The 21011-nt window shown below is 67.1% G+C and carries 19 protein-coding genes; 8 read left to right on the forward strand and 11 right to left on the reverse strand.

The features are described from left to right. The first annotated feature begins 257 nt into the window (after positions 1-257). The 4 genes from phnC (at position 258) to GGR13_RS13705 (ending at position 4018) form a co-directional block, all read left to right on the forward strand. Positions 258-1064 (forward strand): phosphonate ABC transporter ATP-binding protein, encoded by an 807-nt coding sequence (gene phnC / locus GGR13_RS13690; RefSeq protein WP_183214158.1) that lies wholly within the window; start codon positions 258-260, stop codon positions 1062-1064. Then, complete coding sequence (gene phnD / locus GGR13_RS13695) at positions 1061-2071, forward strand: phosphate/phosphite/phosphonate ABC transporter substrate-binding protein (RefSeq protein WP_183214159.1); 1011 nt, start codon at positions 1061-1063, stop codon at positions 2069-2071. Before phnC ends, phnD begins: the two co-directional genes overlap by 4 nt. Continuing rightward, a complete protein-coding gene (phnE, locus tag GGR13_RS13700) occupies positions 2068-2892 on the forward strand; it encodes a phosphonate ABC transporter, permease protein PhnE (protein ID WP_246347885.1) in 825 nt (274 codons plus the stop codon). Before phnD ends, phnE begins: the two co-directional genes overlap by 4 nt. Before the next feature lie 73 nt (positions 2893-2965). Continuing rightward, positions 2966-4018 carry a substrate-binding domain-containing protein gene (locus GGR13_RS13705; protein WP_183214160.1) on the forward strand — a complete coding sequence of 351 codons (1053 nt, stop codon included), beginning with the start codon at positions 2966-2968 and terminating at the stop codon, positions 4016-4018. Between the two features lie 10 nt (positions 4019-4028). On the opposite strand, the gene GGR13_RS13710 is transcribed toward GGR13_RS13705, so the two are convergent. Further along, positions 4029-5507 carry an alkaline phosphatase family protein gene (locus tag GGR13_RS13710; protein ID WP_183214161.1) on the reverse strand — a complete coding sequence of 493 codons (1479 nt, stop codon included), beginning with the start codon at positions 5505-5507 and terminating at the stop codon, positions 4029-4031. Positions 5508-5672: 165 nt separating this feature from the next. On the opposite strand from GGR13_RS13710, the gene GGR13_RS13715 reads away from it, so the two are divergent. After that, on the forward strand, positions 5673-6062 hold the full coding sequence (locus tag GGR13_RS13715; protein WP_246347886.1) for a BlaI/MecI/CopY family transcriptional regulator: 390 nt from the start codon (positions 5673-5675) through the stop codon (positions 6060-6062). Further along, positions 6059-8467 carry a M56 family metallopeptidase gene (locus GGR13_RS13720; protein ID WP_183214162.1) on the forward strand — a complete coding sequence of 803 codons (2409 nt, stop codon included), beginning with the start codon at positions 6059-6061 and terminating at the stop codon, positions 8465-8467. Before GGR13_RS13715 ends, GGR13_RS13720 begins: the two co-directional genes overlap by 4 nt. Positions 8468-8510: 43 nt before the next feature. On the opposite strand, the gene GGR13_RS13725 is transcribed toward GGR13_RS13720, so the two are convergent. The 10 genes from GGR13_RS13725 to GGR13_RS13770 form a co-directional block, all read right to left on the reverse strand. Then, positions 8511-10709, reverse strand: coding sequence for a transglycosylase domain-containing protein (locus GGR13_RS13725; RefSeq protein ID WP_183214163.1), 2199 nt, complete (start codon positions 10707-10709; stop codon positions 8511-8513). 89 nt (positions 10710-10798) lie between these two features. Then, entirely contained in the window at positions 10799-11431 is a 633-nt protein-coding gene (locus GGR13_RS13730) for a class I SAM-dependent methyltransferase (protein ID WP_183214164.1), read from the reverse strand. Further along, positions 11428-12363 (reverse strand): alpha/beta fold hydrolase, encoded by a 936-nt coding sequence (locus GGR13_RS13735; protein ID WP_183214165.1) that lies wholly within the window; start codon positions 12361-12363, stop codon positions 11428-11430. The genes GGR13_RS13730 and GGR13_RS13735 overlap by 4 nt, the downstream gene beginning before the upstream one ends. Before the next feature lie 71 nt (positions 12364-12434). Beyond that, entirely contained in the window at positions 12435-13079 is a 645-nt protein-coding gene (locus tag GGR13_RS13740; protein ID WP_183214166.1) for a DUF4893 domain-containing protein, read from the reverse strand. Between the two features lie 50 nt (positions 13080-13129). Continuing rightward, complete coding sequence (locus GGR13_RS13745) at positions 13130-14215, reverse strand: DUF4167 domain-containing protein (RefSeq protein ID WP_183214167.1); 1086 nt, start codon at positions 14213-14215, stop codon at positions 13130-13132. A 357-nt stretch (positions 14216-14572) separates the two neighbouring features. Continuing rightward, positions 14573-15157: a CC0125/CC1285 family lipoprotein gene (locus GGR13_RS13750; protein WP_183214168.1), complete on the reverse strand. Its 585-nt coding sequence runs from the start codon at positions 15155-15157 to the stop codon at positions 14573-14575. Positions 15158-15236: 79 nt separating this feature from the next. Beyond that, entirely contained in the window at positions 15237-15881 is a 645-nt protein-coding gene (locus tag GGR13_RS13755; RefSeq protein ID WP_183214169.1) for a LysE family translocator, read from the reverse strand. Positions 15882-15938: 57 nt separating this feature from the next. Further along, positions 15939-16535: a hypothetical protein gene (locus tag GGR13_RS13760; protein ID WP_183214170.1), complete on the reverse strand. Its 597-nt coding sequence runs from the start codon at positions 16533-16535 to the stop codon at positions 15939-15941. Between the two features lie 91 nt (positions 16536-16626). Continuing rightward, positions 16627-17052: a hypothetical protein gene (locus tag GGR13_RS13765; RefSeq protein WP_183214171.1), complete on the reverse strand. Its 426-nt coding sequence runs from the start codon at positions 17050-17052 to the stop codon at positions 16627-16629. A gap of 78 nt (positions 17053-17130) precedes the next feature. Beyond that, complete coding sequence (locus GGR13_RS13770) at positions 17131-18369, reverse strand: argininosuccinate synthase (protein WP_183214172.1); 1239 nt, start codon at positions 18367-18369, stop codon at positions 17131-17133. A gap of 130 nt (positions 18370-18499) precedes the next feature. Between GGR13_RS13770 and GGR13_RS13775 the strand changes: the two genes are divergently transcribed. Beyond that, positions 18500-18742, forward strand: coding sequence for a DUF1674 domain-containing protein (locus tag GGR13_RS13775; RefSeq protein ID WP_183214173.1), 243 nt, complete (start codon positions 18500-18502; stop codon positions 18740-18742). Between the two features lie 279 nt (positions 18743-19021). Further along, positions 19022-20854 (forward strand): translational GTPase TypA, encoded by a 1833-nt coding sequence (gene typA / locus GGR13_RS13780; protein WP_183214174.1) that lies wholly within the window; start codon positions 19022-19024, stop codon positions 20852-20854. The last annotated feature ends 157 nt before the right edge of the window (positions 20855-21011 follow it).

Consider the following 21011-nt stretch of genomic DNA (forward strand, 5'->3'; position numbering starts at 1 on the left):
CGACTCCGGACGATCAGGATCGTCGCCTCTCCAGCCTGCCGCGGGCGTCCTGTACCGGTCCCGTGACGGGGTTCTTGGCTTCTGCATCGGCATCCGTTCGCGGTCTCGCACGGTCCGAATCCGGGGATTCCCTCCCGGAGCCTGTCGCCGACCATGTCGCCCACACTGGACGATGACATTGCCGCTGTGCGAATAGGCACCGAGCGCTTCGCGTGCGCTGTTCCGTCGCCCGCCCCTTAACCGCCCGTCAGCATCCCATGACCTCATCCGCCGCTGTCGCACCCGGCCTTGTATCGGCCCGCGACGTGTCCAAGACCTTTGGCAGCCGCAAGGCGCTGAACGGCGTGTCGGTCGAGGTCGCCGCCGGCGAGATGGTGGCCCTGATCGGTCCATCGGGATCCGGCAAGTCGACCCTGCTGCGCTCGATCACGGGACTTCAGTCGATCGACGGCGGTGCTGGCCAGATCGACGTCTTCGGCGTCTGCGTCCAGAAGAACGGCCGGACTACCAGCGCCACCCGCGCGGCCCGCCAGAAGCTGGGCATGATCTTCCAGCAGTTCAATCTGGTCGGCCGGCTGAGCCTGTTTTCCAATGTCATGCTGGGGGCGCTGGGGCGTCTTCCCGGCTGGCGCGGCCTGGTCGGGGCCTGGCCTGCAGACGACAAGGCCCGCGCCATGGCGGCGCTCCACCGGGTCGGCGTCTCAGATTATGCCGCCCAGCGCGCCAATACCCTGTCGGGCGGACAGCAGCAGCGGGGCGCCATCGCCCGCGCTCTGGTCCAGGGGGCAAGAGCAATCCTGGCGGACGAGCCTGTCGCCTCGCTCGACCCGGTGTCCGCGCGCAAGGTGATGGAAATCCTGGTCGAGCTGAACCAGCGCGACGGCATGGGTGTCATCGTCACCCTGCACCAGGTCGACTATGCCATCCGTTACTGCGAACGTGTGATCGCCCTGAAGGCCGGAAAGATCGTCTATGACGGCCCTTCGACAGGCCTGGACACCAAACAGCTGATCGACATCTACGGTCCCGAGTTCGAGGACGCGTTCTGGGAAGCCAAGGTATGACCCCTGCCAGCCTCACCCGCCGCTTCGGCCTGATCGCCGCTGCAACCCTCGCGCTGGGACTTTCGTCCTGCGGGGGCGAGACGTCCGAGAAGGGGGCGGCCGCGGCCGCGCCCACCGAAATCACCTTCTCGATCCTGTCGGCGGAAGGCCAGGCCTCGGCCGGCCCGCTGTGGGAGCCGCTGCTCGAGGACATGTCGAAAGCGATCGGGATTCCGGTCAAACCCTATTTCGGCTCGAACTATACGGTGCTGGTTGAAGCCATGCGCGGTGGCCAGACCCAGGTGGCATGGTTCGCGGCCAAGTCGGCCGTCGAGGCCATCGACCGGGCCGACGCAGAGGTCATTGCCCGGACCGTCGACCCCGAGGGCCGCGACAGCTACCGCTCGACCCTGATCGTCAAGGCCGGATCCGGCATCACGCTGGAAGACGTCCTGAAATGTGGCAAGCGCTATGATTTCGGCATCGGCGATGCCCAGTCGACCTCGGGCACGCTGGCCCCGATGGCCTTCCTGTTCAATCCGCGCAACATCGTCCCGGCCCAGTGCTTCAAGACCGTCCGCGCCGCCAACCATCAGGCCAATGCCTTTTCGGTCGCGTCAGGTACTGTGGATATCGCGACCTCCAACACGGTCAATTCGGTCTTCCTGCAGCGTCAGAACCCGCAGGTCCTGGCCCAGCTGACCGAGATCTGGCAATCGCCGCCCATCCCGGAGTCGGGCATTCTGGTTCGCGAGGACCTGGATCCCGCGATCAAGGAAAAGGTGCGGGCCTTCTTCCTCGGTTATGGCCAGGGAACCGGTGCCGAGGCCGATCGCCAGCGTCAGGTCATGGCCGGCCTGAACTATTCGATGTTCCGCGCCGCCGACGATTCCTATCTGGATCCCGTCCGTGAGCTGATCGCCGACCAGAAGCTGACCCAGGCGCGCGATGCCGGGGATGCCGCAGCCGTCGCCGAGGCCGAAAAGGCCCTGGCCGATCTGCGTCTGAAGCGAGAGGTCCAGCCTTGACCCAGGTCCCTGCGCCGGGAGCGGTCGTCGCCACACCCGTCCCGGCAGCCCCGGCCAAGTCGGCGGCTTCCTGGGGACTGGATGCGCTGGTCTGGGGCGGGATCGCGGTCCTGCTGATCTACAGCATCGGCGATGTCGATCTGGGCAACCTGTCCCTGCTGGTGACCAATGCCGAGAACACGCGGAACTTTGCCGCCGATCTCCTGCAGCCCGACTTCACCAACTGGCGCCAGTTCGTCGGCCAGATGTGGCTGACGATCCAGATCGCCCTGTGGGGCACCTTCCTGGCGGTCTTCCTGGCTGTGCCGCTCGGCCTTGCCGCCGCCCGCAACATCGCCCCGGTCTGGGTCGTGACGCCCGTACGCTGGATCATGAACCTGCTGCGCTCGATTCCCGATCTGGTCATGGCGCTGCTGTTCATCGTCGCCGTCGGTCTGGGACCGCTGGCGGGGGTCCTTGCCATCACCCTGAATACGGCCGGTGTCCTGGCCAAATTGTTCTCCGAGGCGGTCGAGTCCATCGACAAGGGGCCGGTCGAGGGCGTCCGCGCCACGGGCGGTTCCGGCCTGCACGAGATCGTCTGGGGAGTCATTCCCCAGGTCGCGCCGTTGTGGACCTCCTTTGCCCTCTACCGGTTCGAGTCCAACAGCCGTTCGGCGACGGTGCTGGGCCTGATCGGGGCCGGCGGTATTGGCCAGGTGCTGTTCGACAGCATGAACGCCTTCGACTTCAGCGCGGTGTCGGCCATCGTCATCATCGTCGTGGTCGCCGTGACCCTGATCGACATGCTCAGCCAGGCGATGCGCAAGCGTCTGCTCTGAGCGGACATTTCGCCGATCCGTCACAGTCCTCTGGTCTAACCGCTCCAGCCCTGCCCTTGTCTCGGAGACAGCCATGACCCGCACCCTGTTCGTCGCCAGTTCGGCTGCGATGGCCCTGGTCGTCGCGGCCTGCAGCCAGGGATCGAATACGCGCGAGGGCATCTGGGCAGCCGGCTCCTCCACCGTATTCCCGTTCACCACCCGCGTGGCCGAGAATTTCGGACGCAATAACCCGGGGGGGGCGACCCCGCGGGTCGAGAGCCTGGGCACCGGCGGCGGCATCCAGGCCTTCTGCCAGGGCATCGGTCCCTCGACGCCCGACGTGGCCAATGCCTCGCGCCAGATGAAGGCGTCGGAGTTCGACCTGTGCGCCTCCAACGGTGTGACCGACATCATCGAGCTCAAGATCGGCTATGACGGGCTGGTCATCGCCACAGCCCGCACTGGCGCCGATTTCGTCCTGGAAGGCAGCGACATCTTCCTGGCCCTGGCCAAGGAAGTGCCCGGCGAGGGCGGGTTCGTGGCCAATCCCCATGGCCGCTGGGATCAGGTCCGTCCTGGCCTGCCTGCAGCCCGGATCCAGGTCTATGGACCGCCGCCGACCTCCGGTACCCGCGACTCCTGGGTCGAGCTGGGCATGGCCCATTCGGCGGAGTTCATGCCGCAGATGGCGGCTCTCAAGGACAGTGACAGCAAGAAGTTCGAGGCCCTTTCGCACACGCTTCGCGAGGATGGGGCCTGGGTGGACTCCGGCGAGAACGACAACGCCATCGTCCAGACCCTGACCCGGACGCCGGGATCGGTCGGCGTGTTCGGCTATTCGTTCCTTGAACAGAACATCAGCGAAGTGAAGCCCGCTTCTGTCAATGGGGTCTTCCCGACGCTGGAAGCCATTGCCTCGGGCGAGTATCCGATCTCACGGTCGATGTTCATCTATGTGAAGAAGGCCCACATCGGGGTGATCCCGGGGCTGCAGGAATTTCTCCTGGAATATCTGTCGGACGCCGCGGCCGGACGCGGTGGCTATCTGCAGGACAGGGGGATCGTGCCCCTGCCGGCCGCGGAACTGGCAATCGAGCGGGCCAAGGCAACCAATCAGACGTCCATGAGCCGTCCGCCGGCCTGACGGCCGCCGATCAGGGCTGCGCAGGCTCCAGGGCCTGGACCATGATGTGATAGATGAGGTTCTGTTCGATCGTCCCGCCGAACAGATGAGCCCAGGGTCCGATCGCCTTGACCGCGACGTCCTCTCCGCCATGCGAGGCCGAGCGCAGCGGAACCAGGGCCGGTTGCTCATAGTCCAGACGACGGGTGTCGACGGTCGACGGATCGACCCGCGCCCCATCTTCTGCACCCGGACCATTCGCATAGGACAGGGTCGTGTAGGGCTTTCCGTCCGTGCCCAGCATGGGCACGCCATCGACATCGACCACGGTTCCCAGGATCGGGTTGCCGCGCCGGGGATAGCCGACGATCGAGAGATTATGGCTGTGGTCCGCTGTCACGACCACCAGTGTGTCCGACAGGTCGACGGCGTCCAGCGCGGTCCTGACGGCGCGGTTCAGTTCGACCGTTTCATCCAGCGCGATCCCGGCCAGGCCGATGTGGTGGGCATGGTCGATCCGCCCGGCCTCGATGACCAGGACATAGCCTTCAGGACGCGCCTGCAGCAGCCGGATGGCCTTGGCGGTCATTTCGGACAGGGACGGCTCGCCGCCGGCATCGGCCGCGCGCTGGACCTCGAACTCCATATGATCGCGCTCGAACAGTCCCAGGACCGGGCCGGTCTGCGCCGGGTCGATCGCATCGAACCCGGCCCGGTTCCAGATGTAGCGCCCGTCGGGATGCCGGGCCTGCCAGGCCTGTGTCAGGTCCTGGCCATCGGTCCTGAAGCCCCGGCGCTCCGGGTCTTCCGGGTCTGCGGTCGTGGTGGTTAGGAACTGGGCCCGGCCGCCGCCCATGGCCACGTCGATGGACGCGCCCTCGACCAGCTGGCGCGCGATGTCGATACAGCCTTCGGCCTTGGCTTCGGCCGGAATCTCGCTGTCATTCTCCCAGTCCCGGTTCGGCGTGTGAGCATAGGTGGCCGCAGGCGTCGCATGGGTGAGGCGGGCGGTCGAGACCACGCCCGTGGCCCGGCCGCTGCTGCGGGCAAAATCCAGCAGGGTCGCCGTCTCTGTGCCACGCGCGCTGGCGCAGTCGCTCACGCGGGCATTCTGGTTGACGCCGATGACGTCGTTGCGCGTCTTGATCCCGGACATCAGGGCGGTCGCCGTCGGGGCCGAGTCCGAGACCTGGGCATCGTGGGCATAGGTCCGGACCAGCGCCGAATAGGGCAGGCTGTCGATCGTGGTGACGGTCGATTCGCCGTCGCCCCCCGCCTGCTGGCCCTGATAGATGCGCGCGGCCGTCAGGGTATTGATCCCCATGCCGTCCCCGATGAACAGGATCACATTCCGGGCCCGGTGCGTATTGGGCTGAACAGCCATCCGCGTCGCCAGTTCGGCACGTGCCGCCTGAAAATAGCTGTCCTGCGACTGGGGCACGGTCTGGGCCGAGACAGCCGGGGCGGCCAGCAGGGATAGGACGAGAACGGACGCGGCGGACTTGAGCATGGGGTCTTCCAATCGGAGCGGTCGCATCCCTTAGGCCCGGCAGATGACAATTGATGCAGACGCCAGCGGTCAAACCGCCGCACCGAAGACAATGATTCGGGCGACGCTTGACGCTGTTGCGCGACAATTGTCGCGTATTCCCGACAACAGTGATGCGAGGTTCTCATGTCGCCCACCCTCCTGCCGTCGCCGAGCGAATCCGAGCTCGATGTGCTCAAGGCCTTCTGGCGCGATGGTGACCTGTCGGCGCGCGAGGTCCAGGACCGGATCGGCGGTGAACTGGGCTGGACCGGGTCGACGACGCGGACCGTGCTGGAGCGGATGCGGACCAAGGGCCTGCTCACCCGGCGAGACGTGCACGGCATGGCCGTCTATTCGACCGTCCAGCCCAAGGTCGCCGTCATCGGCGGATTGATGCGGCGGCTGGGGGCCATGCTGGAGATCGACGGGGCCCTGCCGGCCGCCGCCTTTTCCGGCAGCCAGCTTCTGGATGCCGACGACATCGCCGCCCTCGATGCCGCTCTGAACGCGACGCCCTCGGAGGACGAGGCATGAGCCCGGTCGAACTGGTCGCCCTTTCGCTCGGGGCCTCGATCGCGGTTTCGACCCTGGCCGGCCTGGCCGCCGCAGGTCTGGAGCGGCTGTGTGCCGACCCGGCCCTCCGCGAGCGGGTCTGGGCGGTCGCTCTCTATCTGCCGCTCCTGCCGCCGGTGGTGGTGGGAGGCGTGCTGCTGACCCCCGCTCCCGTCCGGGTTCTGCCGGTCGCGACCGTGCCCACCGAGGTCATCGTCAGCGCACCAGACTCATTGTCCGTCGTCGACCCCGTTGTTGTGGTCCTGAGTCCCGACTGGGGCCTGATCGCCGGCTTCGCCCTGGTTCTGGCGGTCGTGCTGAGCGGGGTCCGGCTCGCTTCGCTGGGCTGGCGCGGCGCCAGGCTGCAAAGGCTGATCAAGCGCGCGGTGGCGGCTCCGGCTCAAACCGTTGCCGCCGTGGCGGGGGCAGCCGGGGAGATCGACGTCCCCGTCCCTGTGGTCCGGATTTCGATCCAGAGTCCCGATGCCCTGCTGACCGGGGTTGTGCGGCCTCTGCTGATCCTGCCCGAAGTCCTCTCTGGAGCCCCGGACAGTCCGGCGGCATGCGCCGTGATCCGTCATGAGCTCGCCCATCTCAAGCGCGGCGATCACCGCGCCGTCTGGCTGGAAGAGGGGCTGCTGGCCCTGCTGGCCTTCAATCCTGTCCTGCCGGTGATCCGCAGCCGTCGCGCTGCGGCTCGCGAGGAGGCCTGTGATGCCGTTGCCCTGACCGGCGCCGATGCCCCCGCCCGCCGCGCCTACGCCCAGAGCCTGATCGACGCCCTGCGCGCCCGGACCATCCCGATGCTTGCCGTGCCTGCCCTGACCTTCACCGGATCTCCAAGGAGCCAAGCCATGCGTCGCCTGAAATCCATAATGACTCCCCCGGCCCGCGCCGGGCGGGGGATGCGTATTGTTGCTGTCTCCATAGGCGTCGCTCTGGTGGGGCTGGCGGGAGCAGCCTCGATCGCAGTGGCAGGCCAGCGCCCGAACCGGGTCGTCGAGGCAGACCGGGCTGATGTGGCTTCCTCGATACCCGATCATGCCTATTTCACGGCCGCCATGGACCCGATCTACAAGGTGGCTTGGCCAGAGGCGTGCGGGTTCGGATCGTCCGAGGGCGAGGTGTTCGTCCAGATCGGCGAGGGCTGCTCCGCCGAAGGGGGGCCGCATGCCCTGATCCAGACACTGGAGGGCGTGAATCCGAAGACTGATCCGGCTGGTGCTTTTGCCGCCGTCCAGTCGGCCTGCACGGCGGGTCGTCCGGTTCGGATCGCCTTCAGCCGCGCTGGCGTCGAAGGAGTGAAGACAGCCACCTGCGCCAATCTCCCGGCCGTGCCGGCGACTCCTGTCCGTTTCACGGTCGACATCGGCTATGACCCGGCCATCTCGATCGCTCCGGGGGACCGGCTGGAGATCGCGCTCGATCGCGATCTCGGTACCGAAGGCACCGCCTCGACCGGGATGGAGTTCGACCTCGCGCCGGGGGCCCTGCCGAACCAGGCCTTTGCAGATCTGATGCCGCCGCTTCTTCCACCAGACCGCTCCGTTCCGATGTTTACGATGTCAGCGCGGATCATTGACCGTAACGGGGTCATCAAGGCCGTGTCAGACCGAGACCTCGGCAGGTCCCATGCCCCTTATCTGGTGAGAGCGGATGCCATCCGGACGAAGCTTCAGCTGGTTTCGATGGCCGATCCTGGGACGGCTGCCGAGGACGCCGCCCAAACGGCCCGCGAAGCCGCGCGTACTGCGGCTGCTGCGGCACGGGCCGCTCTCGGTCCTGACCAGCGGGCCCGAGACGACGCGGCTCGCACAGGTGTAGGCTTCAAGGCGCTTTGTTCCGAGAAGGACGCCTTTGCGGTGGGGTACTGCAATGGCGTCATGTTTGGCGCAGCCCTGCGCAATGTCGGGGGTGCCATCTGCCTGCCCGAAGGTATCGACTATGGGGTCATGGCTGGTCGGGCACAGACGCTACTGGCGACGGAGACCGTCTATCCCGGCGAAGAGGCCGTGGAGATTGCAACCCGAGTGATTGCCAAAGCCTATCCCTGTGGGTCGGCGCAGGCGTCTGTTCTGCCAACACGCTTCTTTATCAACGGCAGTCCTATGCCCGCAGGCCTGCCTCACTGGGGGTTGGCTGCTAGCCGCGTAGAGATACAGGATGCCCGAGAAGGTCGGGCAGCAATAATGAATTTCATCGTGCCGCAGGAGGGCTCGGCTCCCGTATTTCTCAATGGTGTCGCCCTGCCCGCTGGGGTTGGTCTGAATGCTGTCCGGACAGACCGGATCGTGAACCGGGAGACCGCCAGCGACGGATCCACCAGGGTCCGGATCGCACCACGCGATCGTTCCACTGATGGGTCCCGGAGCGCAGTTCCATCTTGAACCAGCACACAGGCTCGCTGCTGCAGCAAAGGTACTCGCTAGCCTAGTAGAAGAGCGGGTCCTCCCGGGTGGGCTGGGTGTTCGGCGGGGCCGGAGCCTGGGACCGGGGTTCCGGGCGGGGGCCGCCACGAGGATCGTTCCTTGGATCGTCGCGCGGGTCGCGGCGGGGTGGCGGGGCGTCGCCGAGGTCGTAGCGGTTGGGCTGGGGCGAGGTCGGGCGAATGATGACCGGACCGCCGCCCGGGCTTTCGTCAAGATAAGGCTCGCCCAGGTCGGGATCGACCGGTTCGACGACCGTGCCGCCGTAGGGGTCCTCGACCCCGCCGATCAGGTCACCAACGGGATCGGGGGCCTGCCAGCCTTCGGGCATCGGCGGACCGTCGGGGATCGACTGGACGGCCAGACGCGGCAGGGCGGCGTTCATGAAGCCGCGCCAGATGGCGATCGGGGCCTGTCCGCCGGTGACGTTGCGCATGGCCGTATTGTCGTCCTTGCCCACCCAGACAGCCGTGACGAAGCCACCGGTGTAGCCGACGAACCAGGCGTCCTTGTAGTCCGAGGTCGTGCCCGTCTTGCCGGCGATGTCGCGCCCGGAGATGGCCGCGGCCCGGCCGGTGCCGCTGGTCACGACGCCTCTCAGCATCTGGTTCATGTAGAACAGCGACGGATTGTTGATGGCCTGGGCGGGGCGTTCCTGCCGGGCGGCGTTCTGATAGATGACCCGGCCCTGCGGCGTGCGGATGCGGCTGATGCCGTAAGCCTGAACGCGCTTGCCGCCGTTGGCGAAGGCGTCATAGGCCGTGGCCATGTCGAGGGGCGAGACCTCGACCGCACCCAGGGCCATGGCGGGCTCGAGCCCGATGCGTGACGAGATCCCCAGCCTGCGCGCGGCGCGAGCCACGCTGTCGCGACCGATCTGGTCGGCGACATTGGCGGCCACGGTGTTGGTCGACTGGGCCACGGCATTGGCCAGGGTCGTCGGTCCGATGAAGGTGCCGGAATAGTTGCGGGGGCTCCAGTTGCCGATCCGGATCGGCTCGTCCACCACCGGGGTCGAGGGGGTGTAGCCCGCCTCCATCGCCGCCAGATAGACGAAGGGCTTGAACGCCGATCCGGCCTGGCGACGGGCGTCGACTGCGCGGTTGAACTGGCTGTCGGCATAGGAGGCCCCGCCGATCATGGCCCAGACGCGGCCATCGCCATCCATGGCGACCAGGGCCGCCTGCTCCACGCCTTTGGAGGCATCGCGGTCCAGGATCCGGCGCACCGACCGCTCGGCGGCCGTCTGCAGTGTCAGATCCAGGGTCGTCTCGACGATCATGTCCTCGGTCGGCTCGCCGACCAGGCCCCGGATCGACTTGTCCAGCCAGTCGATGAAATACTGGGCGTGCTGGCTGGCCAGGGTTCGGCTGACCCGGACCGGTTCGGCCACGGCGGCCTCGCGCTGGGCCGGGGTGATGACGCCGGCATCGGCCATTTCGTTCAGCACGACGGTGGCCCGGGTCGCGGCCCGCTCGCCCTCGGAGACCGGTGAATAGCGCGACGGCGCCTTCAGCAGACCGGCCAGCAGCGCCGCCTCGCCGACGGTCAGTTTCGTCGCGCTCTTGTCGAAATAGCGCTGCGATGCCGCCTCGATCCCGTAAGCCCCGCCGCCGAAATAGACGCGGTTCAGATACAGGGAGAGGATCTCTTCCTTGCTGAATTTCAGCTCCAGCCAGACGGCCAGGATCAGCTCCTGCACCTTGCGGCGCATGTTCTGGTCGGGTGTCAGGAACAGGTTCTTGGCCAGTTGCTGGGTCAGGGTCGAGCCGCCCTGGACGATCCGCCCGGCGCGAACATTGGCCACCATGGCCCGTGACATGCCGACGGGGTCGAAGCCCGGGTGGTAGTAGAACCGCTGGTCCTCGATGGCGATGAAGGCGGCCGGCACATAGTCGGGCAGGGAGGCCAGGTCTGCGGGCGGGGCCATCTGGGTGCCCCGCGTGGCGATCAGCGCCCCGTTCCGGTCCAGATAGGTGATCGATGGCTGACGATCGACGTCATAGAGCGCCGAGGTGTCGGGCAGGCCGCGCGCGAACACCGCAAAGAAGACGACCAGGAAGATCAGACCCCAGACGGCCAGCACCGCTGTCCAGTAGACAAACCGCTGGAAGCCGGACCGCCTCGAAGGCTTGGGACCGCCCTGTTGCGGCCCTCGCCCGCCCGGAGCCGCGCCTGCGCCCGCACCACCTCGACCCGCCATGAACGTCCTCTAGCCCCGTTTCGGTCCTGTCTTAGACCGACGCGCGCCCAATCGAAACGCCCCCGCGTCCTTCACAGGATCGTGAAGGGTCATTCGGCCGAAACAAAGGCGCGCCGGGCCAGCCAGACGCCGGTGTTCGCCGCCACCCGGGTGTCGGGATCGGGGGCGACGATGACGTAGCCTGCGTCGTCCAGCAGGCCGCAATAGTCACCGGGGGACAGGCTGGCATGATACAGGGCCTCGCCCCGCCAGCGCCCGATCGCCTCGCCCTCGGCGCCACCGGCGTTGAAGAGCACGACCGCACCGGGCGCTCCGCAGCGCAGCAGTCGGGGCAGGGTCAGGCGCTGGTCCGGCAGGGTGAGATGAAACAGGCTGCACCAGGCGATGATCCCGTCAAAGTGACGGTCGATCTCCAGCGTCCGCATGTCGCCGATGATCCATTCCCCGTTCGGCAGGGTCCGGCGGGCATGAGCGATCAGCCTTTCCGAGGTATCCAGCCCGGTGACGCGAAAGCCGCGGGCCAGAAGGCTTGCGGCGATCGGATGGCCATGGCCGCAACCGACGTCCAGCACGGAACCGCCGGCCGGCAGGGCCGCGGCGAACCGCTCCAGCCAGCCGGCGTCGTTCAGGTCACCCTGACCCAGGGTCGACCGGGCCGCGATCCAGTCCTCCGCCCCTTCGCGGTACAGGTCGACGATCCGGTCGGCCGCCGGGTGGCTCATCGCGCGATGAAGGCGTCCAGTTCGGCAAAGAAGGCCCCCGGCTGGTCGAACATGACGAAATGGGCGGCGTCATCGATCCGCTTCAGCGTCGCGCCGGGCAGGGTGGCAAAGGCCGACTGGTAGATCATGTCGGTGATCTCCGGAGTCATCCGGGGGTCGTTGAACTTCACATAGACCACCTCGGTCGGAGCCGTGATCTTCGGCAGTTCGGCCCGCAGGTCGGTGACGATCAGCTCGCGATAGGCATTGGCCGAGACGCGGCGGTCGCTGGTCCGGGCATCCTCCAGTGGGCCGGCGCGCAGGCTCTCGGTGTTGATCATGCCGGTGACTGCCGCAGCGGCCTGGGCCTGATAGGCCTCGTCAGGGCCGGCGCTCATGCCCGCATGGATCTGGTCGGCGATCGGCCGGACCTGTTCGGCCGTAACGCCCGGGGCCCCGAACATCGCGCCCATGAAGGGGACCATGTCCACGACCATCAGCTTGCCGACCAGGTCGGGGTGCCGGGCCGCCAGCATCATGCCCATGGTGCCACCCATCGAATGCCCGACGACGACGGGTTTGCTGAGGCCGGCTTCGCGAATGTAGCGGGCGATCTCCTCGGCGACGGGGGCTGCGACATCACCTTCGGCATTGGCCTTGGCCGGCGCACCGGCAAAGCCCTGCACATGGATCCGGTGCACCCGCCATCCGGTGCCCAGGTGGGCGACGGTGGAGTCCCAGACCTCCGGCGACGAGCTCAGCCCGGGAATCAGGACGATGTCGCGCGGTCCCTCGCCATCGACGCGGACATGCAGCCGCTCGGATTCGAAGGCGGCATGATGGTGGCCATGGGCGGCGGCCGAGGTGCCATGGGACTCCTGAGCCATCGCCGCGACGGGCGTGAGGCCAAGGACGGCGGCGACTGCGGTGGTGGTCAGGATGGCGCGGAACATGGGGTCTCCTCCAGAAGGGCTGGCCGACATATGAACCATTCACTTTGATATGTAAAGTGCTTCATTAATCGTCAGGATGTCGGGACGAGTTCGATCAGATCGAGGTTGGATTCGTTCTGCGGCCAGGGAATCACCAGCCGCCACCGAGCCTCCCCGATGCGCTCCAGCACCGCGATCATGTCCCGGTCCGGTCGCTGGCCATAGGTATTGGCCGCCGCCTCCGAGGCCAGGGCCATGGAGCCGAGCAGGATCATGTGGTCCGCGGTCTCGGGAAACAGCAGGCCCGCGGGCCGCTGGGATCCGGTCCGCTTGACGAATTTCAGGCCACTGGCCGTGGTCTCGATCCGGCAGGCGAACCAGCCATAGACGACATAGCCGAGGCCTTCGTCGCCGCCCTGCGAGCCGAGCTTGACCGTTCGGCAACGATAGTCCCCGGCCGGGGGTGCCACGGGCGCGATCGCCGCGTCGGGATCGATCAGGTTACCGACAGACCCTAGGTCACCGGAGCCGGGTTGACGCCGGGCCTGTTCGAGCGCCAGCCGCCAGGCCGCGGCGCGCCGCTGATAGCGGTCGCGGTCCCCGGGGGTGACGAAGCCGCGCCAGTCCCTGAGGGCAACGCCGTCCGCGGGCGGTGGAGGCGGCGGCGGAGGCGGGGTGGCGCAGGCGGACACGACGACGGCGGCCATCACGGCCGAAAGGGACAGGAAGCGGCACATGGTGCCACTCCAAGACAGCCGGATGCGTCAGGTCAAGGGCCGACCTGCGATCAGCCCTCGTCGACGGGAGCCTCGGCCTTGCGACGCGGCGCGCGACGCTTGGGTGCAGGCGGCTCCTCGCCGTCGGCAATCGCTTGCGGGATCGTGGGCTCGACCGGGGTCGAAGACACGCTGGACCGGGTCAGAAAGCCGGGCAGGCCGACCGGGGCTTCGCTGTCGGCCTCGTCACGTCCGGTATCGCGTGGCGCCGAACGGGTGCGGCGGGCGCGCGGCGGAGCGACGTCTTCCGCTACGGACGGGACCTCGACCGCAGCCTCGGCGACAGGCGGCTCGATACCGTCATCGGCATGGGCCGGAGCTTCGCCCTGACCACCTTCAGCCTCGAAGCGACGATTGCGTTCCTCGCGGCGGCGCTCCCAGCGTTCACGACGGGTTTCGCGACGACCGCCTTCGCCGTCGGCCTGCACCTCGCCCTCGGCGACAGGCTGGCTGTCCCGGTTCTGGGTCTCGCGATAGGGGGCGTCCCGGTTCTGTCCGTCGCGGTTCTGGCCATCCCGGTTTTGCCTTTCGCGGTCGCGGTCGCGGTCCCGGTTCTGGTTGCGGTCGCGATCCTGATTGCCGTCGCGGTCCCGCCACTCGCGGGGCTGGCCGGGGGACCCGTCGTTACGGTTCTGGTTCTGGTCGCGGCCGGGATTGTCGCGGCTCTGGCCAGCGTCGCCCTCGCGGGGCTCGCTCCCCTGGGCGGCACGATCGGCAGCCTGCTGGGCTGCCAGAAAGGCCGCAGCCTGAGCCCCGGTCTCGTCCTCGAAATCGATGTCGTAGCCCTGGTTCGACAGTTCGCGCGCGGCGATCTCGGACACCGGACGCTGGGGCTGCAGCGCCCTCAGGACCCTGAAATAGTGTTCGGCGTGTTGCAGATAGTTTTCGGCCAGGACCCGGTCGCCGGAGGCGCCGGCATCGCGGGCCAGTTGCTGGTACCGCTCGTAGACGGTCTGGGCATTCCCACGAACCTTGATGTTCTCGGGACCCTGCGAGTCCCAGGAGCGGTTGGGGTTGGCGCTGTTGGCGTTGCCGCCATTGCCGCCGGGCTTCCTGTTGCGTCCACGTTGACGCTTCATGCCCTTGAAATCTCTCATCGGAGGCTACCGTGCTGGGGGGCGAGAGGACCGCGTGGGCAGTGCCGTCTGGCCGGTTCGTCGTTCCGTTCGCCCGAAGCCAATCCCCGGTGTCGAAATGCTCGGAAAAACCGTCTGTCCCCCGCCCTGAGTCCCGCGCTGTGATCGCTGGCCCCGGGCCACCCTTGCGCCCCGGACGCGTCGTCGCGAGCCGGAAGGGCCCAGGGAGATGCGTATGGGTGGGAGACGATCAATGACTTAGCGTGCGCCGCGCCGGTTTCCAAGGCCTTTGTTGCGAAGGCCTGATCCGGAACGTCCGCACATGAAAAAAGGGGCTGGTCACAAGGACCAGCCCCTCATTCTTTCGATCCGCGGCGCCTACATCGGCCGCGTGAGGCGCGGGGCGACGTTCTGGATCACCTCGCGGGCGTCGAAGGCATTGACGTCATTGCCGGGCTTGGGCCCGCGACCCATGACGATCTCGGCCGAGGCTTCGAACCGGTCGACCTCGCGCACGTCATAGTCGCGCCCGAAACCGCCGCCGTAACGACCGAAGCCATAACCCCAGGGGCTCCACGCGCCGCGGTGGTAATAACGCCATGACGGGCCCCAGAAGGGGCTGTAACGGTCGAACGTCGGATCCGGGATCGCCTGGTACCGGACATCGCGGTCGGTCTGGCGCTGGACGGTCGAGAACCAGTCAAACCCGCTTTCGGTGGTCAGTTCGGCCGACCGCAGCAGCAGGCCCATCTCGACCTGTTCGCGCGAGGTCACGGAGTTGCCGGCAAAGGTCACGCGGTAGCGGTCGCTTTCCAGCCGTTGCTCGGCATAGCCACCGCGCTGGCCATTGAATCCGGCGGGCTGATAGGGGGTTGCCGTCGCGCAGGCGGCAAGGGTCATGGCCGCCGCGACTGCGATCAGCAGAGGGCGGGCAGCACGGGTCTTGAAGGACTGGGGGTTCATCACACGGCTCCTGGAGACTGATATATAGGCACCCTTCGCCCTGAACGGTACATGAACGTTCCGGGTTCGTCGCCCCTCGCTAAAGTCGCATCACGATGAGGAGAGCGGCCACAAGCAGCAGAAGGCCGACACCGATGCGAAAGCCCCGTCGGAAGCGGGGCCTGGCCATCTGCCGCGTCAGTGCGGCCCCCCCGAGGCCATAGGCGGTCATCGACATCATATCCATGCCGATGGTCGCGGCCGCGAACATCAGCAGTTGCGGGACGATCGGGCGGTTGACGTCGAGGAATGGCGGAAGCACGACCGTGAAGAACAGCACGGCCTTGGGATTGGCGATCTGTACGAGGAAGCCGTCGACCAAGGCATTGCGTCGGCTCGAAACGCGCGCGGTCTCCGGCTCCTGGGCCGTCGAAAAGGCCCCGCGAAGGGACTGGAATCCCAGCCAGGCCAGATACAGCGCTCCGGCGATGGCAATGGCCTGGACGGCAGCGGGGAAGGCCAGCACCAGCGCCCCAAGACCGAGGGCCGCGGCCCCGAACCAGACCAGGGTCGCCGCATTCATGCCGACGATACCGGCCATGGCTGCGGCACGGCCCTTCGACACACCGGTCGCCACGGCAAAGATGTTTGCGGGGCCCGGCGTGATGGCCATGACCATCATGATGCTCAGGAAGCCGGCAAACAGGCGGGGATCGACCGGCAGGGGCGGGAGAGCAGCAGTCATCCCGCGCCTTTCGACCGGCGCGGGGCAACCGTCAAGCTCGCTGCCCGGAGGCGTGGATCAGGCGCGCGGCGCGGACGGGGGTACGGGCGCGACCGGCGGCTCGGGTGCCTGCGGGGCAGCAGGCGCCGGAGGCGGCACGTCCTCGTCATAGGCCTCGGCGATCGCCTCCGAGGCTTCGGCCAGGGCGTAGTCGGCGATCAGCTCATAGGTGACGCGCTGTTCGGGATCATCCTGCACCCACGCGCTGTTGCGGGCGATGCCGCCGGCGCTGGCGATCGCCTGCTTCAGCTCGGGCTCGGCGTCCTTCAGGGCCTGGGCCACAAGGGCGTCCACATCGATGTCGGCGAGGGCGGCCTGGGCGATCGCTCCGGCCTGCTGTGCGATCTGGGCCGTGAATCGGGCGACCTCGGGCTGAAAATCGCGCGCCCAGAGCGCGGCGGTCGCAGTCTCTTTCTGGGTTTCGGTCAGGGTCCGGTCGGCGGCGATGGCCTCGGCCCGTGCGCCAAAGGCCTCCATGCGTGCTTCGAACGCAGACGCCAAAGCCTCGAGGCGGGCTTCTGCCGCCTCGGCCTGGGGGTCGGGGTCCGCAGCCGCGAGTGCGGAGGACAGCGGCAAGAGGGCGAGGGCTGCAGCGAGGCTGATGGCACGGATCATGACGGCGTTCCCTTCATTTGATGTCGAAGGGAACGCCGTGCCCGACGCAATCTCAAGTGAAATCGCGGTAAGGAGAGGGGCGGAGCGCGCCTCAGGGCGCGGGGATGGCGGCCAGGGCCTGGTCCCGCGCCTTTCCGGGTGCGCCCTTGATCTCGGCCTCGATGATCGGGGCCATGGCCGTCATCTGGGCCTTCTGCGGACCCTCGGGCATGGCTGCGAAGAACCCGGTCAGCATGGCGGAAAAGGCATCGGCGTCCGGCTGATACTTTGCCACGATCGGATCGGTATTGGTGCGAGCCCGGGCCGCGTCACCATTGGCGGCTGCGACGGCGGTGCCGAGCTCCTGGCCCATGGCTTCCATCTTGGCCCCGAAGGCCTCGCCGGCGGCCTGGATATCGGCCTCTGTCACAGGGGCGGGAGCCGCGGCGGCGGGTGCGGCCGGGGTCGCCTGCTGCGCGAGCACTGGTCCCGACAGGGCGAGCATTGCGGTAGCGGTCAGGGCAAGACGGAGGATCATCGGATCGGCTTTCAAAGCGGGATTGAACCGCCAATCTGGCCGATCCTGCAGCCCTTGCCTAGAGCCGCACGCCCCGGATCAGCCGGGGCGGCGATCCCGCTTGGCCAGCACCCGCAGACGCAGGGCGTTCAGCTTGATGAAGCCCGCCGCATCATTGTGGTCATAGGCCTGGACCCCTTCCTCGAAGGTCACGAGGTCCTGATCGTACAGGCTGTTGGCGCTTTCACGGCCGATCACGCTGACATTGCCCTTGTACAGCTTGATGCGGACCGTTCCCGAGACCTTCTGCTGGCTGTAGTCGATGGCGGCCTGAAGCATCTCACGCTCGGGGGCAAACCAGAAGCCGTTGTAGATCATCTGGGCATATTTGACGGCCAGTTCATCCTTCAGATGCATGGCCCCGCGGTCGAGCGTGATGGATTCGATGCCCCGGTGGGCGGCCAGCAGGATGGTCCCGCCCGGTGTCTCGTAGACCCCGCGCGACTTCATGCCGACGTAGCGGTTCTCGACCAGGTCCAGACGGCCCACGCCATTGTCGTGGCCCAGTTCGTTGAGTTTCGTCAGGATCGTCGCCGGCGACATGGCCACGCCGTCAATCGCGACGGCATCGCCCCGCTCGAAGCTCATGGTGAAGACGTGCGGCGTGTCCGGCGCATCCTCGGGGGCGATGGTCCGCTGGTGGACGAACTCGGGCGCCTCGACCGCCGGGTCTTCCAGCACCTTGCCTTCGGACGAGGAGTGCAGAAGGTTGGCGTCGACGCTGAAGGGGGCCTCGCCCCGCTTGTCCTTGGCGATCGGGATCTGGTTCTGCTCGGCAAAGGCCAGCAGGGCCTCGCGGCTGCGGTACTCCCACTCGCGCCAGGGGGCGATCACGCGGATGTCGGGCTCGAGGGCATAGTAGCCGAGCTCGAACCGGACCTGGTCATTCCCCTTGCCGGTGGCCCCGTGACAGACGGCGTCGGCGCCGACCATCCGAGCGATCTCGATCTGGCGCTTGGCGATCAGCGGCCGGGCGATCGAGGTGCCCAGCAGATACTGGCCTTCGTAAAGGGCATTGGCGCGGAACATCGGGAAGACGAAGTCGCGGACGAATTCCTCGCGCAGGTCGTCGATGAAGATGTTCTCGGGCTTGATGCCCATCTTCAGGGCCTTCTCGCGCGCCGGAGCCAGTTCCTCGCCCTGGCCCAAGTCGGCGGTGAAGGTCACGACCTCGGCATTATACTCGGTCTGGAGCCATTTCAGGATGATCGAGGTGTCAAGCCCGCCGGAATAGGCGAGGACGACTTTCTTGACGGGCTTGTCGGACGCTTTGGACATGGCGGCAGCCTTCTGGAGAACGCGGGGAGGCGATGGCCGCGCTTAAACGGCGTGATGCCGCGCGATGCAAGGGCGGGAATGCGGCGGTGTGTCGGTTGGCGCTGAGCCCGGCCCGGCCTATCTCTGGCGGATGACCGACGAAACCCTGCCCGAATCGTTGCCCGAGGCCCCCGTCTTCAATGCCGACATCCCGCATGCGACGCCGGAACGTCCCATCAGCGACGCGGCCCGTCAGGCCCTGATCGAGGCTGCGGCCCGCCGCTCGGCCGAGGCCGATCTGGCCGCCGGCGTCACGGAACACGGTGGTCCCGCCGGCCCCGAGCCCACGCGCTATGGCGACTGGGAGCTGAAGGGCCTCGCGATCGATTTCTGATCGATAAATTCCGACCGCTCATCCCGGCAAAAGCCGGGACTCAGTCCTTTCGCGTGGCAGGGCGGACTGGATGGGGGTCAGGTCTCAACTCGATAACCGAGTCCTCAAAGGTCTGGGTCCCGGCTTTCGCCGGGATGAGCGGACTCGTGGAAAGGGTGAATTCGGCCCCCACTGGCCTTTTGCCGCAAGCCCCTGTATGAGGCGCGCGCTCCCCGCATGACGCACATCCTCTGAGCGGCCCCGTGTCTTTCCCGGCCGCCTTTTTCGCATTGAACGACCATGAACCTACGCAACGTCGCCATCATCGCCCACGTCGACCATGGCAAGACCACCCTGGTGGACCAGCTTCTGGCTCAGTCCGGCGTCTTCCGAGCCAACGAAGCCCAGACCGAGCGGGCGATGGACTCCAATGATCAGGAGAAAGAGCGCGGCATCACCATTCTGGCCAAATGCACCAGCGTGCTGTGGAATGGTGCAGCGGGCGAGACCCGGATCAACATCATCGACACCCCCGGCCACGCCGACTTCGGTGGCGAGGTCGAGCGCATCCTGGGCATGGTGGACGGCTGCGTCATCCTGGTGGATGCCGAAGAGGGCGTGATGCCCCAGACGAAATTCGTGCTGACCAAGGCCCTGAAGATGGGCCTGCGTCCGATCCTCTGCATCAACAAGGTCGACCGCGCCCACGCCGATCCCGACCGGGTGCACAACGAGACCTTCGACCTGTTCGCCGCCATCGGCGCGACGGACGAGCAGCTGGACTTCCCGCACATCTACGCTTCGGGCCGCAACGGCTGGGCGACGATGGATCTGAACCAGCCCAACGACAATCTGGCCCCCCTGTTCGACCTGATCGTCAGCCACGTCCCGCCGCCCAAGGTGCAGGCCAACAAGGACAAGCCGTTCCAGATCCTGAACGTGCTGATCGAGAGCGATCCCTTCCTCGGCCGCCTGCTGACTGGCCGGATCGAGAGCGGCAAGGCCGTTCCCGGCATGGCCATCCACGCCCTGGATCGCGACGGCAAGGAAATCGAGCGTGGCCGGATCACCAAGGTCCTGGCCTTCCGCGGCCTGAAACGTACGGCGCTGGACGAGGGTTCGGAAGCCGGTGACATCGTCGCCATCGCGGGCATGTCCAAGGCAACCGTGGCCGACACCCTGTGCGCCATGGAAGTCACCGAGGCCCTGCCGGCCCAGCCGATCGATCCGCCGACCATCTCCATGACCGTCTCGGTCAACGACAGCCCGCTGGCCGGTCGCGAAGGCGACAAGGTCCAGTCGCGCGTCATCCGTGACCGCCTGCTCAAGGAAGCCGAGGCCAACGTCGCCATCCGCGTCACCACCACCGAGGGCGGCGACGCCTATGAAGTGGCCGGCCGCGGCGAACTTCAGCTGGGCGTGCTGATCGAGAACATGCGCCGCGAAGGCTTCGAGGTCTCGATCTCGCGTCCGCGCGTGGTCTTCCAGGAAGGCCCGAACGGCGAGAAGCTGGAGCCCATCGAGGACGTCATGATCGACGTCGACGACGAGTTCAGCGGCATCGTGATCGAGAAACTTTCGGCCCGGAAGGCCGAAATGACCGACATGGGTCCGTCGGGCGCCGGCAAGACCCGCATCCAGCTGAAATGCCCGTCGCGTTCGCTGATCGGCTACCAGGGCGAGTTCCTGACCGACACGCGTGGCTCGGGCGTCCTGAACCGGGTGTTCAGCCACTACGAAGGCTACAAGGGCGAGATCGCCGGTCGTCTGAAGGGCGTGCTGATCTCGAACTCCGACGGCGAGACCGCGGCCTTTGCCCTGTGGAACCTCGAGGATCGCGGCATCATGTTCGTCGGTGCCGGCGAGAAGACCTATGAAGGCATGATCATCGGCGAGAACGCGCGCTGGGACGACCTCGACGTCAACCCGATCAAGGGCAAGCAGCTGACCAACGTCCGCGCCTCCGGCAAGGACGAGGCCGTCCGCCTGACCCCGCCCCGCGTCATGAGCCTGGAACAGGCCATCGCCTATATCGGCGACGACGAACTGGTCGAGGTCACGCCGAAATCGATCCGTCTGCGCAAGCAGATCCTGAACCCGTCGTTCCGCAAGAAGCGCGCGCGTCCGGAATAGGATTTCCCTCTTCGCTTGATACGGACAGGCCGCCCCACGGGGCGGCCTGTTTCGTTTTGGCCACGGCGTCGTCACGATATCAAAGCGTCACCGTTCTGCGTCCGAACTGTCTAGCTTGCGGATTACGTCTCCCCTGATCGCCCTCCACCGTGGAGTC

Origin of the sequence: Brevundimonas variabilis (genome assembly GCF_014199945.1) — a bacterium.
GTDB classification, from domain to species: Bacteria; Pseudomonadota; Alphaproteobacteria; order Caulobacterales; family Caulobacteraceae; genus Brevundimonas; species Brevundimonas variabilis.

What these genes read in the sequence shown, in the direction of transcription:
- phnC (WP_183214158.1), top strand. Translation starts at nt 258, where the DNA reads ATGACCTCATCCGCCGCTGTCGCACCCGGCCTTGTATCGGCCCGCGAC.
- phnD (WP_183214159.1), top strand. Translation starts at nt 1,061, where the DNA reads ATGACCCCTGCCAGCCTCACCCGCCGCTTCGGCCTGATCGCCGCTGCA.
- GGR13_RS13705 (WP_183214160.1), top strand. Translation starts at nt 2,966, where the DNA reads ATGACCCGCACCCTGTTCGTCGCCAGTTCGGCTGCGATGGCCCTGGTC.
- GGR13_RS13710 (WP_183214161.1), bottom strand. Translation starts at nt 5,507, where the DNA reads ATGCTCAAGTCCGCCGCGTCCGTTCTCGTCCTATCCCTGCTGGCCGCC.
- GGR13_RS13715 (WP_246347886.1), top strand. Translation starts at nt 5,673, where the DNA reads ATGTCGCCCACCCTCCTGCCGTCGCCGAGCGAATCCGAGCTCGATGTG.
- GGR13_RS13720 (WP_183214162.1), top strand. Translation starts at nt 6,059, where the DNA reads ATGAGCCCGGTCGAACTGGTCGCCCTTTCGCTCGGGGCCTCGATCGCG.
- GGR13_RS13725 (WP_183214163.1), bottom strand. Translation starts at nt 10,709, where the DNA reads ATGGCGGGTCGAGGTGGTGCGGGCGCAGGCGCGGCTCCGGGCGGGCGA.
- GGR13_RS13730 (WP_183214164.1), bottom strand. Translation starts at nt 11,431, where the DNA reads ATGAGCCACCCGGCGGCCGACCGGATCGTCGACCTGTACCGCGAAGGG.
- GGR13_RS13735 (WP_183214165.1), bottom strand. Translation starts at nt 12,363, where the DNA reads ATGTTCCGCGCCATCCTGACCACCACCGCAGTCGCCGCCGTCCTTGGC.
- GGR13_RS13740 (WP_183214166.1), bottom strand. Translation starts at nt 13,079, where the DNA reads ATGTGCCGCTTCCTGTCCCTTTCGGCCGTGATGGCCGCCGTCGTCGTG.
- GGR13_RS13745 (WP_183214167.1), bottom strand. Translation starts at nt 14,215, where the DNA reads ATGAGAGATTTCAAGGGCATGAAGCGTCAACGTGGACGCAACAGGAAG.
- GGR13_RS13750 (WP_183214168.1), bottom strand. Translation starts at nt 15,157, where the DNA reads ATGAACCCCCAGTCCTTCAAGACCCGTGCTGCCCGCCCTCTGCTGATC.
- GGR13_RS13755 (WP_183214169.1), bottom strand. Translation starts at nt 15,881, where the DNA reads ATGACTGCTGCTCTCCCGCCCCTGCCGGTCGATCCCCGCCTGTTTGCC.
- GGR13_RS13760 (WP_183214170.1), bottom strand. Translation starts at nt 16,535, where the DNA reads ATGATCCGTGCCATCAGCCTCGCTGCAGCCCTCGCCCTCTTGCCGCTG.
- GGR13_RS13765 (WP_183214171.1), bottom strand. Translation starts at nt 17,052, where the DNA reads ATGATCCTCCGTCTTGCCCTGACCGCTACCGCAATGCTCGCCCTGTCG.
- GGR13_RS13770 (WP_183214172.1), bottom strand. Translation starts at nt 18,369, where the DNA reads ATGTCCAAAGCGTCCGACAAGCCCGTCAAGAAAGTCGTCCTCGCCTAT.
- GGR13_RS13775 (WP_183214173.1), top strand. Translation starts at nt 18,500, where the DNA reads ATGACCGACGAAACCCTGCCCGAATCGTTGCCCGAGGCCCCCGTCTTC.
- typA (WP_183214174.1), top strand. Translation starts at nt 19,022, where the DNA reads ATGAACCTACGCAACGTCGCCATCATCGCCCACGTCGACCATGGCAAG.